The 15,919-nt window shown below is 66.8% G+C and carries 17 protein-coding genes and 1 tRNA gene; 10 read left to right on the forward strand and 8 right to left on the reverse strand.

Going from position 1 to position 15,919, the window contains the following annotated elements; translation table 11 throughout:
- Nucleotides 1-2: 2 nt before the first annotated feature.
- The 3 genes from AU195_RS15090 to AU195_RS25240 form a co-directional block, all read right to left on the reverse strand.
- The gene (locus tag AU195_RS15090) at nt 3-464 is read right to left on the reverse strand and encodes a hypothetical protein (protein WP_013471004.1); all 462 of its coding nucleotides are present in this window, start codon (nt 462-464) and stop codon (nt 3-5) included.
- Between the two features lie 79 nt (nt 465-543).
- On the reverse strand, nt 544-2,106 hold the full coding sequence (locus tag AU195_RS15095; protein WP_013471005.1) for an AICE element replication initiation protein: 1,563 nt from the start codon (nt 2,104-2,106) through the stop codon (nt 544-546).
- A gap of 134 nt (nt 2,107-2,240) precedes the next feature.
- Nucleotides 2,241-2,438 (reverse strand): helix-turn-helix transcriptional regulator, encoded by a 198-nt coding sequence (locus AU195_RS25240; protein WP_013471006.1) that lies wholly within the window; start codon nt 2,436-2,438, stop codon nt 2,241-2,243.
- 195 nt (nt 2,439-2,633) lie between these two features.
- Here AU195_RS25240 and AU195_RS15100 point away from each other — a divergent pair, with 195 nt between their 5' ends.
- The 4 genes from AU195_RS15100 to AU195_RS15115 all read left to right on the forward strand — a co-directional run bounded on the left by AU195_RS15100 (nt 2,634) and on the right by AU195_RS15115 (nt 5,538).
- The gene (locus AU195_RS15100; protein WP_013471007.1) at nt 2,634-3,845 is read left to right on the forward strand and encodes a tyrosine-type recombinase/integrase; all 1,212 of its coding nucleotides are present in this window, start codon (nt 2,634-2,636) and stop codon (nt 3,843-3,845) included.
- Nucleotides 3,846-3,865: 20 nt separating this feature from the next.
- Nucleotides 3,866-3,939, forward strand: a tRNA-Leu gene (locus AU195_RS15105).
- A 121-nt stretch (nt 3,940-4,060) separates the two neighbouring features.
- A complete protein-coding gene (locus AU195_RS15110; protein ID WP_059159873.1) occupies nt 4,061-4,456 on the forward strand; it encodes a nitroreductase family deazaflavin-dependent oxidoreductase in 396 nt (131 codons plus the stop codon).
- 263 nt (nt 4,457-4,719) lie between these two features.
- Nucleotides 4,720-5,538, forward strand: a complete 819-nt coding sequence (locus tag AU195_RS15115) for an SMP-30/gluconolactonase/LRE family protein (RefSeq protein WP_059159874.1) — start codon at nt 4,720-4,722, stop codon at nt 5,536-5,538.
- 594 nt (nt 5,539-6,132) lie between these two features.
- Here AU195_RS15115 and AU195_RS15120 read toward each other — a convergent pair.
- A complete protein-coding gene (locus tag AU195_RS15120; RefSeq protein WP_157531140.1) occupies nt 6,133-6,549 on the reverse strand; it encodes a hypothetical protein in 417 nt (138 codons plus the stop codon).
- 437 nt (nt 6,550-6,986) lie between these two features.
- On the opposite strand from AU195_RS15120, the gene AU195_RS15125 reads away from it, so the two are divergent.
- The 6 genes from AU195_RS15125 (at nt 6,987) to AU195_RS15145 (ending at nt 10,886) form a co-directional block, all read left to right on the forward strand.
- Complete coding sequence (locus AU195_RS15125) at nt 6,987-7,319, forward strand: hypothetical protein (RefSeq protein ID WP_059159876.1); 333 nt, start codon at nt 6,987-6,989, stop codon at nt 7,317-7,319.
- A 94-nt stretch (nt 7,320-7,413) separates the two neighbouring features.
- Nucleotides 7,414-7,569 carry a hypothetical protein gene (locus AU195_RS25955; protein ID WP_172800593.1) on the forward strand — a complete coding sequence of 52 codons (156 nt, stop codon included), beginning with the start codon at nt 7,414-7,416 and terminating at the stop codon, nt 7,567-7,569.
- A gap of 88 nt (nt 7,570-7,657) precedes the next feature.
- Nucleotides 7,658-7,990, forward strand: a complete 333-nt coding sequence (locus tag AU195_RS15130; RefSeq protein WP_059159877.1) for a hypothetical protein — start codon at nt 7,658-7,660, stop codon at nt 7,988-7,990.
- 120 nt (nt 7,991-8,110) lie between these two features.
- Entirely contained in the window at nt 8,111-8,962 is an 852-nt protein-coding gene (locus tag AU195_RS15135) for an alpha/beta fold hydrolase (RefSeq protein WP_059159878.1), read from the forward strand.
- Between the two features lie 133 nt (nt 8,963-9,095).
- Nucleotides 9,096-10,415 (forward strand): ClC family H(+)/Cl(-) exchange transporter, encoded by a 1,320-nt coding sequence (locus AU195_RS15140; RefSeq protein WP_059159879.1) that lies wholly within the window; start codon nt 9,096-9,098, stop codon nt 10,413-10,415.
- An 18-nt stretch (nt 10,416-10,433) separates the two neighbouring features.
- Nucleotides 10,434-10,886, forward strand: coding sequence for a rhodanese-like domain-containing protein (locus tag AU195_RS15145; RefSeq protein WP_286149264.1), 453 nt, complete (start codon nt 10,434-10,436; stop codon nt 10,884-10,886).
- On the opposite strand, the gene AU195_RS15150 is transcribed toward AU195_RS15145, so the two are convergent.
- From AU195_RS15150 to AU195_RS15165, 4 genes are all read right to left on the reverse strand, one after another.
- The gene (locus AU195_RS15150) at nt 10,883-12,130 is read right to left on the reverse strand and encodes an MFS transporter (RefSeq protein WP_059159881.1); all 1,248 of its coding nucleotides are present in this window, start codon (nt 12,128-12,130) and stop codon (nt 10,883-10,885) included. The genes AU195_RS15145 and AU195_RS15150 overlap by 4 nt on opposite strands.
- On the reverse strand, nt 12,127-13,236 hold the full coding sequence (locus tag AU195_RS15155) for a PLP-dependent cysteine synthase family protein (protein ID WP_059159882.1): 1,110 nt from the start codon (nt 13,234-13,236) through the stop codon (nt 12,127-12,129). Before AU195_RS15155 ends, AU195_RS15150 begins: the two co-directional genes overlap by 4 nt.
- A 106-nt stretch (nt 13,237-13,342) precedes the next feature.
- The gene (gene lpqS, locus AU195_RS15160) at nt 13,343-13,792 is read right to left on the reverse strand and encodes a putative copper homeostasis (lipo)protein LpqS (protein WP_502687346.1); all 450 of its coding nucleotides are present in this window, start codon (nt 13,790-13,792) and stop codon (nt 13,343-13,345) included.
- Between the two features lie 65 nt (nt 13,793-13,857).
- A complete protein-coding gene (locus tag AU195_RS15165; RefSeq protein ID WP_059159883.1) occupies nt 13,858-15,843 on the reverse strand; it encodes a molybdopterin-containing oxidoreductase family protein in 1,986 nt (661 codons plus the stop codon).
- Nucleotides 15,844-15,919 lie beyond the last annotated feature (76 nt).

The following is a 15,919-nucleotide window of genomic DNA, read 5'->3' on the forward strand; positions in this document are numbered from 1 at the left end:
AGTCAGCTGATTCGGCGAGGGCCATTTCTATGGGGACGTCGTGCGGCGGGACTGCGCCCGGTCATGCTCGCGACGGTACGGCCAGCGGTGTGCGTAACCGTCTGAGCGAGGTCATCGGCTAGGTACTCGATGCTGGCCTCCAACTCGTAAACGGCGTCCTTTCGTGCTTTGGTGATCATCGTTGATGCGTACTCATGATGAGGCAAGTACCCGTTCTGCCGGCCGAAATCGTCGATCATGACGTCGATGGCGTCGTCGAACCGGGTGGCCAATCGTTGGGCTTCGGTGTCGGCGCGTTCCTCGATGAACTCATCGCGCTCGTCCGGGGTCCAGGATGGCGGGAACCGCAGATGCGTCCGGTATAGGTCGCGGATCGCCGCATCAAGCCGGCCGGAGAATACGATCTCGGGCCAATCGCTGACCGCGGCAGTGGCCAAGTTCTCCAGGTCGTCATCAAGGCTCATCGCAGCTGCTCCCTCTCGGCTGCTCCTGATACTGCCTGCAGGCACCGACAGCTCGTCGAATCTGGACCGCGGGGTGCCGTTATGCGGAGAGGTCGTCGCGGCGCTCGTCGGCGCTAGAAGTGGTCGGGTTCTCTCGGGCGGGCGCTGCGGGGGGACTGGGCCGTAGCAGCGAGGGACGCGAGGGCTGCGAGGCTTGATGGGCAGCCACATCTTTGTGTGGTGGATAGATGGTCCACAGCAGGACGTTGCGGTGGTTGCGGGCTCCGTCGTTCTCGATCGCCCATCCCAGGTTTCGCAGCGCCGGCGCGTGTCTACGGAGCAGGCTTGTCACATCGCGGCCGTTCTTGGGCCATTCCTTGGGGCGTCGCCAGTGATCGCCTGTCGGGGTGAAGAGGGCGAGCAGGTCGACACCGGACTGTCCGCGCAGCGGTTCTAATATGTGGTGGCGCAGCTGTTCGATGAAGAGATCGCCGGACAAGCTGTCCTCCGCGAGCTGATCTGCGCGGGACATGTAGCGGCGTAAGCCATGAGTCGACAAAAGTTCGTCGACGGCCGCCAGCACGCGACCAAAGTCCGCCATGCGTGGCGCATCATCGACCACGATGGTTTCGAGGCGTTGATGAACGGTGGCGGCCAGGTTGAGGAGCCCGCTTAAAATGCCTGGTAGAGCCGTGCGCCACTGTTGTCGCAGAGTGGCCTCAGACTGTCGCATGTGGCGTTCGATGCGTCGCAGATCAACCATTGCCATGCGTTCGGCGAGGTCGGGACGTATTGCGCCGACGTCGATGCCGTTAACGATGATGCAGCGGCGGAACTTGATCACTGCGAGGTCCGCATCGGTGTAGAGCGCGCGTTTGACGTTGCCGTCGCCTGTCGCAGCTCGACACAGCGAGTCCGACAACCACGGTGGGATCGCGGACAAATTGTCCAGGGCCACTACCCAGGAACCGGAGGCAGCGGTCACCCACGAGTCGGCGTCGCGGGGCGCCTGGCGCACTTCAATAGAGGAGGGGTCGATGAGATCGACCAGCATGCGCGTCGTCGTGGTTTTGGCGCTGCCTTGCTCGGCGAACAGCGCCAACACAGGGTGCGGGACATCGCACTGGACGAGCGCAGCGATGAGCACTGCAAGCAACACGGGTTGGTCCTCGACGGCAACGTTAACGAAGTTCCATAGCTTGTTGACGTCACCGTTGGCGGGTGGGAGAGGCATCTCGGCGGTCAGCGCTGTCCGCAAGAACCGAACCGGAGCTGAGTCGGCGACTGTCCATCGACCCTGGCCGATGCGGATGACCTTTCCGTCTTGTCGGCCGGTGTCGATGTAGCTCGTGCCGTGGTGGTCGGCGATGCGCAGGTGCAGTTTCTCCGGGGGCTGGTTGGCGGCCAAGCCTTCGAGGACCAGCGTGGCGTCGGTGAGGGCCTGGCCGCCGGCAACGGTCCCGGTGTCATTGAAGTACCGGGAGGCGAGCTCGGCGCGCAGGCCAGCTTTTCCTGCGCGCAGTAGTATCGCCAGATGGGGCCGGCTGCGTTCGGCGCCGAAGGGCTTGCCGTCTTCGGAAACTCCGAGGAGATAGCGTTCTTGGGCCATAGTGACCAGGCGTGCGGCGACGGATTTCTTGTCATTATCTGCGTTGCTGCTCATAGGCAATCAAGCCTGTGGTGCTTCCGCAGGCCGGCATGACGGGTTAGTCTCATGGGGAACTTCCGTTTTGGGTAATCGGGTGGTTCGAACGAAAGGCCTCGGCTAGACCCCGAGGTCTTTCTCATTCGTCGGCGTCACGCGGCGTCGCCGCCTCCGCGCCGGGTTGTGCTCTCCCGCTGGGAGATCCATCGCAGAACCTCATCGCGTCGATAAACGACCCGGCGGCCCAAGGTGAAGCTCGCTGGACCGATGTCCGAATGACGCCAGTACCTCAGCGTCCCAACCGGGACACCGGTCAGGTCCGAGACTTCCTTGGCTCCTAGCAATTCCATCAGATTCCTCCTGAATTACGGTTGGTTTGGCTGAGCCAACAGTGACTGCGGCTATGGCGCCGTGTCCACCACCACAGCCACATTGACCGAAAAGTATTTCCGGTCATGCTGCTTCGGATTGAGTAGGCCGAAGGTCGAAGAACGATGGATCGCAAAGCGGACGGATGACGCGGATTACTGCGGTATGTTCGATTCGTGATCACCCGGAACGAGCGAGCGGGTATCGACGACCGCTGGCACAAGCGCGTCAAAGATCCGGACGGAACGATGCGCACCGAGAGATCCGCGGTGTACGGCAAGGTGTCGCGCTGGCGCGTCAGGTGGGTTGATGCCACCGGAGCCGAGCGCACCAAGAGCTTCCAGCGCAAGCCGGATGCACAGGCCTATCTGAACGGTCTCACTGCGGACGTTCAGCGCGGTGAGTATGTCGATCCCCGCAAGAGTGCCGAAACGTTCGGCACGGTCGCCGAGCAGTGGTTCACCACCAAACAGCATCGGAAGCCGAAAACCGTTGCAGGGTATCGCTCGTTGCTCGACACGGTGGTGTTGCCCAAGTGGGAAGACGTCCCGCTGAAACGGCTCGACTACGAGTCGTACTCGACCTGGCTGGGCGCTCTGTCTGTCGATGGTGGGCAACGAGGCGCGGGTCTGTCGGCAAGCCGGATCACCCAGGCGCACCAGCTCGTCGGCGCTGTCCTCAAATACGCGCAACGAACCGGCAAGGTCGCGAAGAACGTCGCTCTGGAGATAAAGCGGGATGAGGATCTTCCCGAACAAGCCGAGCGTGAGCGGCGGTATCTGAGTCATGCCGAGCTGTTGATGCTGGCCAAGGCTGCCGATCGGTTCGAGACGCTGACGCTGGTCCTCGGCTACTGCGGGCTGAGGTTCGGCGAAGCCGTAGCACTGAGGCGCCGGCATGTGGGTGACCGCGTGCTCACGGTGCGATCGTCCGCGACCGCGGTCACCGGTAAGGGCATCGTCGAGTCAACGACCAAGACGAAGCGGGATCGCCACGTGCCGGTACCCGAACCTGTGTGGAAGCGGCTTCACGCTGAATTGCCTACCGATCCGAATGCACTGGTGTTCCCGAGCCGCAAAGGCGGGTTCTTGCCGCTCGGCGAGTACCGGTGGGCGTTCGACAATGCGTGCGCCGAAGTCGGGATCGAGGGGCTGGTACCCCATGGCCTAAGGCACACCACGGCGTCGCTGGCGATCAGCGCAGGCGCTAACGTCAAGGTCGTGCAACGGCTACTTGGACACGCGACGGCGGCGATGACGCTCGACCGCTACGGTCACTTGCTCAACGATGATCTGAGCGGTGTCGCCGATGCGCTGGGCAAGGCCATCGACAGTACTGCGGTATCACTGCGGTACTCGGGACGTCAGAAAAAGGCCGAAACGGCCTGAAGTATGCTCTGAGCTGCAAAGCCCCCATAGCCCAATTGGCAGAGGCAGCGGACTTAAAATCCGCCAAGTGTCGGTTCGAGTCCGACTGGGGGCACCGGAGTTCTTGCAGGTAGGGGCCGATTGCGGCTCGAACATTCGAGCGGTCGCTGTTGTTGGCAGCTCCGTGCGTCAGCACCTCGTCAGCGAGGAACGTCGACAATACCTAGACTCCGAGAATGCGCGTGCCTCGCCGAATCGCAGAGTTCAACAAGCGAGTCACCAATCCGGCGGCTCGCACGATCACACCGTGGCTTCCGAACCTCGGAACGCTCGAGCACGTCGGGCGGAAGTCGGGTAAGCGATATCGAACGCCCCTTCTGGTATTCAAGACCCATGATGGGTACGCCATCCTCATCGGCTACGGCCTACAGACGGACTGGTTGAAGAACGTGCTGGCCGGCGGGCCGACGGTGCTACGCAAGCGTGGACGGGCTGTCGCGCTCGTCAACCCACGGGTGGTAAGCAAGGCCGAGGCCGCGGCCCTGGTCATACCGCGTTCTCGCCTCCTCTACCGAGCGTTTCCCTACAACGAGGCAGCCGTGCTGCTGACGAATGTGGGCTCTGCGGGTTGACCTCTGCACCGCACCGCGCTTGGAGCCGAGAAAGCGGCTCAAGTCCGCACAGTGTCGGTTCGAGTCCGACTGGGGCACGGCAGAACGTAGTGCGAAAGGCGCCCATGAAGTCCACCCGCGTGGCAGCGACCTCAACGGCCGCGCCCGTCGCCTCCCGCTCAGGGTGAGCGTCACCGCGTGTGGTCGTACTCGACGTCGATGTCTCGGGTGACGTCTCGACACGCGGCCGAGGACGAAATCCATGAGGTCTTAGGATCCCACTCATGGCTGACCTCAATCCCCTGGTCACGGGTCGCGCATTTCTCGAGGGCCCGCGTTGGCACGACGGCGCGCTGTACGTCTCTGACATGCACGCTGACGCCGTGCTGCGCGTGGGCGAAGACGGTGAAGTGTCCACCCTGGTGGAAATCGAGCAGCCTTCCGGGCTGGGCTGGCTACCTGATGGCTCGATGCTGATCTGTTCGATGGTGGGTCGTCGCGTGATGCGCTTCGACGGTTCGGATCTCACCGTGCACGCCGACCTCAGCCCATTCGCGTCCCATGAGATCAACGACATGTGCGTCGACCGCCACGGTCACGCCTTCGTCGGCCAGTTCGGCTACGACTACGCCGGAGGCGGAGATCCGGCGACCGCCGCGCTGCTGCGCGTCGACCCGGACGGCTCGGTGCGCGAAGTGGCCGACAACCTCCGATTCGCCAACGGCATGGTGATCACGGCCGACGGATCGACGCTGCTGGTTGCGGAGAGCATCGGGCAGTGCATCACCGGTTTCGACTTGGCGAGCGACGGCTCGTTGAGAAACCGCCGAGTGTGGGCCGAACTCGAGGATTTTCCCGACGGCATCGCCATCGATGAAGACGACGGCGTCTGGGTGGCCAGCCCGGCGTTCGACCGGTTCGTCCGCGTGATCGCGGGTGGCGAGGTGACGGCCACCATCGACACCCCAGGTCGCCACGCGATCGCATGCGAAGTGGGCGGTGCCGACGGACGCACGCTGTTCATGCTCACGGCGACCACCCTCGGCCAACGCGCCGAGTCGCGGACGGCGATGAGCGCCGCCATCGACACAACACGCGTCTAGGAACGGCCCCCGCCGGCCCGGGCAAGCGGCCTCTCGAGATTCGGTTGCCCCAGCCTCGATCGCGATCGTCGTCGACGGCTGTCTGCTGCCAGTTAGGACACCGTCGGCAATCGCGATGTGACACAGCATGTTTGCGCCTTGGTGGATCGTCCTCCGCCCGGTTGCCTGTGCCCGTGATCTCTACGTGTTCTCCACACAGCCTCCAAGTACCGCGAGCGTGCGTTTCGTCAAGTGGTTTGGCCCCCACAGTCGTCGATTGTGGCCCCACCGCGTTTCGGGTGGTGGGTTTGTTGCGATTGATCGTTTTGCTGGTGCGTAGTCGGTAGGACTTGGTGCCGGTTTCGATGATGTGGGCGTTGAAGGCGTTCAGTGATGATCCGGAAGGGCAATTCGGCTCCGCGGAATCCATTTGGACGTATCCGAGTTCGTCGAGACCCGAGTCAGAAGCGGTGAAGCTAGACGCGATTCGCGACGCGCTCGACAGGCGGACCTTGGTGCCCAAAACCGAAGTGTCGTAGCGAGTAGTCAGCTGCTCCCCGGTAGCGGCAAGGCCCGCGAGAGCGTCGGGCACCGCACCGGCCGGCAGATCGTTTCTCAGCTCAGCGCCGGGCGCACTTCTGGCGTGTTCAGATCGACCATCGGCGTCCTCTGCGGTGCATTGATGGGGGGCTGGACCCGCACGGTCGGCAGATCGACTTTCGACCCACCCGGAGTCAGCGTTGGGCCCGCGCCTTGAGCGGGCGGAGCGACGCAGCCCTGCTTCTCGGTCCAAACACCGCCGGACTTATAGCAGCACCATTTCTGGTTCTCGATCTCCTGTGCGATCGGTTCGCTCTCGCTGCCGTCGATACCGCCCAGCGTCCTCGTGCAGGAGTCGTATTCGCCGATGTCCCAGACAGGTTCGGCGACGGCCACCGCCGGAAAGGCGACAGCAACCGCTGCTCCAGCCACGACAGCCGATCCGACTAGAAATCGCCGGGCACGCACTGGCCCGGAAATCATTGCGCTCATGTCATGTCCTCCTAGTCTGTGTGCAACGCAACGGCGCCGTGGTCTCGCGATGGTTTCCACCGCGACGTGCGAAGTCAGGTAATCGTGCTTTGCCGGTTGACGATTCGTAATGTCGGCGAGGCCAGATTTCACCCCGCGCGAGGGAAGGGTTCACTATCCGCCCGGCAACACCCGCGGGTCATCGACGGCGCTGACCACCGTCAAGGCTGCGATCAGCAGTGTGACCGCGACCCAGCAATGGAAAACGAAACGGGCGATCACGGCCCGCAGCCCGCCCCACGGGAAACCGCCGCCGCGCACATGTGCGCGGTCCCGCCGACGATCTCCACGTGTTCTCCACACAACCTCCAAGTTCCGCGGATGCGACTGCGAGACGATCGGTGTCAGTCAGATGACTGCGGTTCTTCGGAATCGGAACGCACAGAAGGGTTTCCACCATGAACTTCATCGCCACCCACGCGCCCGTCCTGCAGGCCATCGCGCTCTCCACGTTCGCCGGAGCCGCCGCCGTAGGAGCCATCCTGCTCGGCCCGGCGCCGCCGGCCCGGGCCGACTCGGCGGCCGCCACGATCCACCAGTTGGAGGCCACCGGCTTCGACGTCAGGCTCAACCGCATCGGTAGCGCACCGCTCGAGGAGTGCCGGATCACCGAGATCGGCCGGCCGCGGGAGCAGAAGCGCCTGACCCTGGTGGAGGGCCGCGACGACGACAGAGCGCTCGTCCCGGTGGTGGTCAAGCGCACCATCACCGTCTCGCTGAACTGCGCGTGACCCGTGACCACGGCGCTCGAGCACTTCAGGCCGCGCAGTCCGGTCAGGCCGGCTGAAGCGGTTTGGCCGTCGTCCTATCGGGTGACTCTGAGGCATGGTTCAGCGAAACGATCCGCCCGCCAAGCCCCTCGACGCCACCCAGGCAACCGACGAGCAGCGCGAGATGCAAGAGCAGCTCGATGATCAACATGGCGACTCGGACGCCCCCGGCGCCCACCAGAGCCGCCACGGGGTCGCCGACGAGACGTAGACCGCCGGCAACCGGTCACCGACGGGAAACGAACCGATCCGTCGCGGCGATAAATCGATGGCGGGGTTTCGTAGAACGGATCGAAGATATGCGCCCAACATCGATGTTGGCCCCTGTGTTGCTCTCCGTCGGTGCTGTGCTGGTCGCGCCGGCGATCCCCGCGCACGCCGAAACAGCGCTCGAGACCATCGCAGCGCTCGAGGCCGCGGGCTACACCGTCAACATCGACCGGGTCGGCAGCGCTCCACTCGAGGAGTGTGTCGTCACCAGCGTCCGTAATCCGCAGACCGTCACCGAGTTGGCGCGGGTCGAACATCGTGACGGACCCTTCGGCTTCGGCGGTGACGGTGACGATCACGGCCGCCTGGTTCCGGTCGTCGTGTCCCGGTCGATATCGGTGTCGCTGAACTGCGCGGGCTAGTACGACCAGCGCACGCACCGAAAATCCGGTCCATCCGCGATACATGTTTTCTCGCCGCGCCGGAAGCTGACGTGACACGATCCTGGTTCACCGCAATGGCGGCCCGGGAGGGGCTCGAGCATGCACATCACCAGGGCCGGCACCGGGGATCCTCCGTTGTTCTTCGTGCACGGGTTGGCCTGTGACCGGACGGACTGGCACGCACAGGTCCGGACGCTGAAGCCCAGAATGACGGTCGTGGCGTGCGACCTGCCCGGCCACGGCCTCAGCCCCGGAACACCTGCCGAGTGCACCATCGAGGCCTACGGCACCGCGGTCGCCCAGGCCCTGGCCGCGCTCGATGTGCCGCCTGCGATCTTGGTCGGCCACAGCATGGGATGCCGGGTGGTGCTCGCTGCGACCCGGGCGCGACCCCAGGCCGTGGCGGGTCTGGTGCTTGTGGACGGCAGCCGTATCGGCGCCGGGGACTCCGAGGCCGCCGGTCAGTCCATGGCCGACGAACTCGTCGGTGACGGCTACCTGCGATTCATGCGGAGTTTCTTCGAGTCGATGTTCGTACCGTCGAGTGAGCCCGCGATCAGGCAAGCGATCGTCGACCGTGCGCTGTGTTTCCCCGCGGCGCTGGGCAGACCCTTGCTGACGGACCTGGCTCGCTGGGACGCGGGCGATGTGGAGGGCGCCCTCGACGCGGTCGACGTTCCCCTCCTGGCCATCCAGAGCACGACCATGGACACCGCCCGCGAGCGGGTCTCGCTGGCGCCGGGCGTGGCATCGCCCTGGCTGGATCTGGTCAGCAGCCATGTGCCCAGATCTCGACAGGCGATCCTGCCGGGCAGCAGCCACTTTCCGCAGATCGAACGGGCCGACGAAGTGACTTCGCTGATCGCCGATTTCGCGGTCGCCGTGAGGCACGACGACCGCCCACGAGTAGGCGGTACGGAACACGTGGACCACCTGAGCCGCGAACCCTGACAGGGGAAATCGGGACCCTGCCTTCGGTTTCGGGGGCGCGCGGCGGCATCGGCCGGCAATCGAGGCGCGTCGAGTTGCGGGTCGTGTTCCAAATGCTGCTGGGCCGGACACCGATCTGCGAGACTGGTGCGCCATGACCGATCCGGCCGTCGATCGCGACCAGCCCGCTGAATCCGGGCGCGGGTGGGTCCTCCTCTGCGCGACGGCGGTCGTCGCCGGTGTGGCGATCGGTTTCATCGGTGGCGCCTTCCGCTGGTGTCTGCAGGCCGCCGACCGGCTGCGGATCGACTTCGTCGACTGGGCCCACGACCTGTCGGGTCCGGGATGGCTGGCGCCCATGGCCGCCGCCGCACTCGGCGCGACGCTGGCGGCGCTGATCGTGCGCTGGGTGCCCCTGGCCGCCGGCAGTGGGATCCAGCATGTCGAAGCCGTCTACCGCGGCGACGCCCGCGCGCCGCTGCTGATCCTGTTGCCCGCGAAGTTCATCGGCGGTGTGCTGTCCATCGGGTCCGGACTGGTGCTCGGGCGCGAAGGTCCGACGGTGCACATGGGCGCGGCCATCGGCGCCGAGGCGGGCCGCCGCGCCCGACTTCCCGACGCCGACATCCGGATGATGCAGACGGCCGTCGGCGGCGCCGGTCTCGCGGTCGCCTTCAACGCGCCGATCGGCGGCACCCTGTTCGCACTCGAAGAGGTGACCAAGTCGTTCCGCCTGCAGACCGTGCTGACCACGCTTCTCGCGGCCGCCACCGCCGTCGGCTGTATGCGGTTCATTCTCGGCAACGAACCGGACTTCTTCGTCACGTCGGTCGACACCCCCGCGCTGGCGTGGCTACCCCTGTTCGTGGTCTTCGGGCTCCTGACCGGATGCCTCGGTGCGGCCTACAACCGACTGGTGCTGTGGTTCCTCGACCACGTCGGCGGGATACGGCGGATACCGCCGATCGCCAAGGCCGCGATGATCGGGGCCGTCATCGGCCTCGCGATGTTCGTCTACCCGCAAGCCGTCGGGGGCGGTGACACCTTGACGCAGCTGGTCCTCGGCGGGCACGAGATCGTGCTCCCGGTGGTGGTCGGATATCTGCTGGTGCGCTTCATCGCCGGACCGCTGTCGTACGCGGCCGCGGTGCCGGGTGGACTGTTCGCCCCCTTGCTGGCGGTCGGCGCACTGTGGGGGCTGCTCTTCGCCGGAGTGGCCGACCCGCTGTTGCCCGGAGACATTGCCGCGCTGAGCATTCCGATGGCGCTGGTGGGCATGGCCGCATTCTTCGGGGCAACGGTGCGCGCACCCGTGACGGGCATCGTCGTCGTCATCGAGATGACGGCCACCACGGCCGTCGCCATCCCGATGCTGGCCGCCACCGCCGCGGCGGTACTGGTCGCCGAACTGACCCGGTCACCACCCATCTACGACTCCCTGCGCGAGCGCATGCAGCCCGAGGCGAGACGCTGAAGGGGTACGTTGAAGACCGTGCAGGATCAGAAGACTCGTCGGCCCGGACGACGGTTGGTGATGCTCGGTGCGGTGGCGACGGCATGCGGTGTGATGACCGTGTCGGCGTGCGGAACCGACGCACCCACCCCGCCGTCGAGCACCGCTGAGGCCTCCGTCGCCCAACTGGTGGATCCCGCCGAATTCGCGGACGCCGTCGCCGAACCCGGGCGGCTGACCGTCAACGTGCACGTGCCCTTCGAAGGCGACATCGCCGGTACCGACCTGTCGATACCGTTCGACCAGATCGCCGACCAGGCCGACCGCCTCCCGGCCGACCGGTCCACCCCGCTGGCCGTCTACTGCCGGTCCGGGCCCATGAGCACCACCGCGGCCGCGACCTTGCGCGATCTCGGCTACACCGACGTCATCGAACTGCGCGGCGGTATGCGGGCGTGGCAGGCCGACGGCCGGCCGCTCACCGGCGTCTAGACAGCGGTCATCGTCCTCGGGCGAAGCCGACCCGTCCGGTCGAGCCGGTACAGCGCGGCTGCCGACGCCAATCCGATCACGGCCAGCCCCACCCACGTCAGCGCCGCCATACCGGCGTCGCGAGCGGCCTGCATCAGGGTTCCGGTGGCGAGGTTCCCGGCGAGGATTCCGATCCCGACGATGGTGTTGTAGAAGCCGTAGTGCGTGCCGACCAGCCGGTCGTTCGCCAGTGAGACGACGGTGTCCATCTCGAACGGGAACACCGCCGCCGACCCGACCGCCAGCACGCCCGCGGCCACCAGTAGCGCGGCGATCGCGACACCCTCCCCGAAGCGACCGTCCGGTACCACCACCAGCGGCACGAATGCCGCCGCGAGGATCACCAGTCCCACCGCGAGAGAACGGCCCGCCCCCCACCGGGCGCTGAACCACCGCGTGATGCGCAGTTGGCCGAAGACCGCCACCAGACCGGAGATCACGAACACCCCTGCCACGATGCGGGTCTCGTCGTCCGGAGCGAGCAATCCGGCCTGCAGCGGCAGCGCCAGGTACACCTGGAACGACAGCACGTACGAGCCGATCATCGCCGCCGCGAACAGCAGGAACGACCGATTGGCCAGCACCACACGCCAGTCCGCCAGCACCGAACCCTTCTCGGTCGGTGTGGTGGCGCGGTGCTGGGGTAAGGCGAAGAGCTGGGCGACGGTCAACGCGGCGAAGACCGCGGCCGCCGCCGCAGCCGCCGTGCGGAAGTCGAGAACCATCAGCGCCAAGCCGACCAGGGGACCGGCCAGAATGCCGGCCTGGTAGAAGATGTTGAACATCGCGAACGCTTCGACACGTCGCGGACCCGCATCGGCGGCGAGGTATGCGCGGACGGCTGGGTTGAACAACGCCCCGGCGAATCCCGTTGCCGCTGAGGCGATCAACACCGCCGGTAACGACTCGGCGAAGATCAGCAGGCCGAAACCCGCGGTCCGCAGGAGGCACCCGGCCACGATCAGCGGTTTGTAGCCGAGCCGGTCGGCCAGGGTGCCCCCCACGATGAACATGCCCTGCTGGGAGAAGTTGCGCACCCCCAGCACCAGGCCCACCGCCCACGCGGCCAGACCCAGCGGGCCGGCCAGGTAACCGGCCAGATACGGCATCAGCATGTAGAAGCCGAGGTTGATGCCGAACTGGTTGATCATCAGCATCCGGCTGGGCCAGCCGAAGCTGCGGAACTGCGTCAGGACGCCCGTCACCGCGCCACCGCCATCGGGTCGACGACATCGGTGCAGCGCGTCCACGACGACACCACCTGCTCCCGCGGATGGCCGATCACCGCGGGCTCGGCGGGCGGCGGGGCATCGAGCAGGTCATGGTCGCGGCAGTACTCGTCGTTGTAGACGGTGTCGAAGTAGCGCTGCGGCCCGTCCGGGAAGATCGCGGCGACCGTCGTCGTGGCCGGAAGGGTGCGGGCAGCCCACCCGGCCACCAGTGCGACCGCTCCGACGCTCCACCCGCCGCTGCTGTAGTGCGTGGCGGCCAGCGTGCGGCACGCCCACACGGCCTCCGCGGGAGCGACCCAGTGCACCTCGCTGAACGCCGCGTAGTCCACGTTGCCCGGGTAGATGCTCGACCCGAGGCCGCGCATCAGGCGCGTGCTGGCGGGTTGACCGAAGATCGTCGACCCGATCGTGTCCACGCCGATCAACCGTAGGCCGGGATTGGACTCGCGCAGTACCCGGGCCACACCGGCCGAGTGGCCGCCGGTGCCCACCGAGCACACGAGAACGTCGATGCGGCCGAGCTGCGCCTGCAACTCGAGTGCCAGCGGCCGGTAGGCCTCGACGTTGTCGGGGTTGTTGTACTGGTCGGGATACCAGGCGTGCGGATCGGAAGACAGAATCTGCTGCACACGTTCCTGACGCGCCCGTTGCCAGCCCCCGACGGGGTGCGGTTCGGTGACCAGGTCGATGCGAGCGCCGAACGCCGTCAGCATCCGCTGGATGATGGGTTCCATGCCGGGGTCGGTGACCAGGGTGACGGGATGTCCGTACGCCGTCCCCGCCAGTGCCAGCCCGAGTCCGAGCGTTCCGCTGGTGGATTCGACGATCCTGGCACCCGGCCGCAGGGCGCCCCTGGCTCGACCGCGTTCGACCATGTGCATGGCGGGCCGGTCCTTCATCCCGCCGGGGTTGAAGCCTTCGAGTTTGGCCCAGAACCCGCGTTCGTCTGGGGTGAAGGGTGCTCCGATGCGTAGCACCGGGGTGTCGCCGACCATCGTGCCCGGGCGTTCATAGCGGCCGAGATGGCGCTGCCGGGACGGGGACAGGGTGAATGGGCGTAGGGACAGGACAGGGTTCATAGCGTGCGTCGCTTCGGTTCGAGCCGCGACGGCGTGCCGCGCAGCGCTGACGGGGGGCAGCCTCGGCCGGCCGGGCTCATGGGGAGCACGGGCCGGCGCTGCCTGATCAGCGGCGCGAGATGCAGAGCCGGGTCAGCAGGACCCGACCGGTCAGGGGTGCGGCGAGGCTGCGGGGTGGGCCGCGGATGGGGGCCAGCGTCGTCCCCCGGTAGAACACGGCGACGACGACCATCGCGGTGAGCAGGCCGAGCGCCATCAAGGCCACGGTGGCGCGCGGCCGCACCGCGTCGGCGAACGTGTCGGGAGAGACGGGTGTCGAGCCGTTCTCCAGGTGCGCGTGGTCAGCCACCACGGCGGGGTCGCCGTGCAGACCGGCAGCCAGGGCGTGCGGTCCATGGTGCGGCTCGTCGGCCCTGGGCGGGGTCCAGTCGAATCCGACCGCGACGAGCCAGAGCGCGAGCATCAGCGCGACGGCTGGGCGCCATCGCTTCTGAAGAACTGCGTCGTTGCACCGCACGATGGCCCCGACCCTAACAGCGGATCGCGATCCGTCCATCGGACAGCCAACTCGACACCGCGATGTGACCGCCCCGCGATGTCGCCCCGCGAGACGCGCTGCGGTCAGGCCGGATGCAGGCTGACCGCGATCCCGGAGTAGCGGACCATGCCGGTCACGACGTCGATGTCGTCCTTGCTGGTGAGCCGGTTGACGTTGGCGACGTGATGTCCGTGGGGAATGGACACCGCGCCGCGCCGCATCGACTGGTCGAGCTTCGCGACACCGGTGATCTCCCCGTTGGCGCTGCGCACCGTGACCGGCGCGCCGGTGACGACACCCGCGGCGGCCCCGTCGTCGGGGTTGATCAGGATCTCGGGTGGCTCCCCGAGGAAATCGAGTTGGCCGTTGAGCTTCTTGCGCTGCCTGCGCGGCACCATCACCAACGGCGGCGGCGGGTCCAGCGCGCGAAGCTGATCGACCAGCAGCGGCGGGGCGAGCCGCCAGCCGCCCATCCGGTCGATGTGCGCGTCGACCCATGCCGCAGGAAGCTCGCGGCCCGCATCGGCATAGCCGGTCGCGGCGACCTCGTCGTACTTCGAGCGTGCACCGGCGAGCAGGACGCTCAGCACGTCATCGTCGGTGCTGGTCGCGGGGTCGCCGAGGCTCCCGAGGTCGTAGCCGAGGCGCCTGCCGATCTCGGCGAACACCCACCACATCGAGCGTCGTTCGCCGACCGGTTCCACCACCGCCGGGGTGTACTGCACCGACACCCGTGCGCTGAGGATGTCGTGGATCGTGATGTCGGGACGCTCCAACGGATCCTTGGTGGGCAGCACGTGCGTCGCCAACTGCGTCGTCTCGTTGTTGACGATCTCGGTGGTGGCGAACACCTCCAGCGACTGCAGCGCGGGCACCAGCTTGCCGGTCTCGGGGAAGCTGGTCACCAGGCTGCCGCCGACGTTGATGAGCGCGCGGATGTTGCCCGCGGCGATCTCGTCGGGCAGGACGGCGCACGGCCACTCGTTGATGAAGGCCTGGGCCTCGGGCCGGCTCCGTGGGCCGGGTCCGAATGCGCCCTCGATCGGCGTGACCGGCAGAAGATCGCCGAAAGCCTCGAGCTGATAGGCGAATCCGGGGTGGAACCAGGTGCCGCCGGGCCGGTTCATCGCGCCGGTGAGGATCATCAGCACCCAGGCCAGCCACTGCGTGACGTTGGCCCGGTCGGCGGTCATCGTGACACCGGTGCCGGTCTCGATCGCCACACAGTCGGCGGCGCGTACCGCCGCGACGAGCCGGGTCAACTCGTCCGCGTCGACGTCGGCGAGGTGCGCGGTGTGCTCGAGAGTGAACGGCTCGACCGCCGCCGCGAGATCGTCCAGTCCCTGCACCGGCACGTCGGGCTTCATGCCGTCCCGCAGGATCTCGCGCACCAGGTACGCCAGCACGGCGTGATCGGTGCTCGGCCGCGGCGCGAGGTGGCCGGTGGCCAGCCGGGCGGTCTCGGTGCGGCGCGGGTCGATCACCCACACCTGACCGCGCTTGGCGATCGCACGCACCGTCCCGGTCGGGTTGGGCATGGAGATCGCGTGGCCGTGGGACACGACCGGGTTGACGCCGACGAGCATCAGGAAGTCCGCGTGGTCGAAATCGGTGCGCCCGGACAGGCCCATGAACCCGCCGACAAGATCGGAGACCAGCGGTTTGGCGGTGCCGTCGATGGTCAGCGGGCTGAACTTCGCGGGCGTGCCGATGGCTGCGTGCAGCGCTTCGGCCATCCGGAAGCCGGCGCTCTCCATGGTGCTGAAATAGAAGGCCACCGACTCCGGCCCGTGCCGGTCGATGATGTCTTTGAGCCGCGCGCCGAGGTCGTCGAGGCACACCTCCCATGGGGTGTCCTGCAGTGTGCCGTCGATCCGCATCTGTGGCCGCTCGAGCCGGTCCGGATGATGATGCAACAAGGGCAGCGCCCGGCCCTTCCCGCAGGTGTAGCCGCGGGAGAACGGATGATCTTGATCGCCGTGAACTCGGACGACCTGGTCACCGTCGACGTCGACGAGGATGCCGCACACCGAGGTGCAGATCCGGCAGAAACTGCGGACCGTCTGCATGAGGGAAACGTACTCTCCGAGGCGGAGAAGGCACCCAGCATTTGTCGAAAATCGCGTATCGAATTCGAGAATGCGA

The sequence above is a fragment of the Mycobacterium sp. IS-1496 genome, from assembly GCF_001499995.1.
Lineage (GTDB): Bacteria > Actinomycetota > Actinomycetes > Mycobacteriales > Mycobacteriaceae > Mycobacterium.

Excerpts from the sequence above, each read along its gene's own strand:
- AU195_RS15090 (WP_013471004.1), bottom strand. The coding sequence starts at position 464 with ATGAGCCTTGATGACGACCTGGAGAACTTGGCCACTGCCGCGGTCAGC.
- AU195_RS15095 (WP_013471005.1), bottom strand. The coding sequence starts at position 2,106 with ATGAGCAGCAACGCAGATAATGACAAGAAATCCGTCGCCGCACGCCTG.
- AU195_RS25240 (WP_013471006.1), bottom strand. The coding sequence starts at position 2,438 with ATGGAATTGCTAGGAGCCAAGGAAGTCTCGGACCTGACCGGTGTCCCG.
- AU195_RS15110 (WP_059159873.1), top strand. The coding sequence starts at position 4,061 with ATGCGCGTGCCTCGCCGAATCGCAGAGTTCAACAAGCGAGTCACCAAT.
- AU195_RS15115 (WP_059159874.1), top strand. The coding sequence starts at position 4,720 with ATGGCTGACCTCAATCCCCTGGTCACGGGTCGCGCATTTCTCGAGGGC.
- AU195_RS15120 (WP_157531140.1), bottom strand. The coding sequence starts at position 6,549 with ATGAGCGCAATGATTTCCGGGCCAGTGCGTGCCCGGCGATTTCTAGTC.
- AU195_RS15125 (WP_059159876.1), top strand. The coding sequence starts at position 6,987 with ATGAACTTCATCGCCACCCACGCGCCCGTCCTGCAGGCCATCGCGCTC.
- AU195_RS25955 (WP_172800593.1), top strand. The coding sequence starts at position 7,414 with ATGGTTCAGCGAAACGATCCGCCCGCCAAGCCCCTCGACGCCACCCAG.
- AU195_RS15130 (WP_059159877.1), top strand. The coding sequence starts at position 7,658 with ATGCGCCCAACATCGATGTTGGCCCCTGTGTTGCTCTCCGTCGGTGCT.
- AU195_RS15135 (WP_059159878.1), top strand. The coding sequence starts at position 8,111 with ATGCACATCACCAGGGCCGGCACCGGGGATCCTCCGTTGTTCTTCGTG.
- AU195_RS15140 (WP_059159879.1), top strand. The coding sequence starts at position 9,096 with ATGACCGATCCGGCCGTCGATCGCGACCAGCCCGCTGAATCCGGGCGC.
- AU195_RS15155 (WP_059159882.1), bottom strand. The coding sequence starts at position 13,236 with ATGAACCCTGTCCTGTCCCTACGCCCATTCACCCTGTCCCCGTCCCGG.
- lpqS (WP_502687346.1), bottom strand. The coding sequence starts at position 13,792 with ATGGACGGATCGCGATCCGCTGTTAGGGTCGGGGCCATCGTGCGGTGC.
- AU195_RS15165 (WP_059159883.1), bottom strand. The coding sequence starts at position 15,843 with ATGCAGACGGTCCGCAGTTTCTGCCGGATCTGCACCTCGGTGTGCGGC.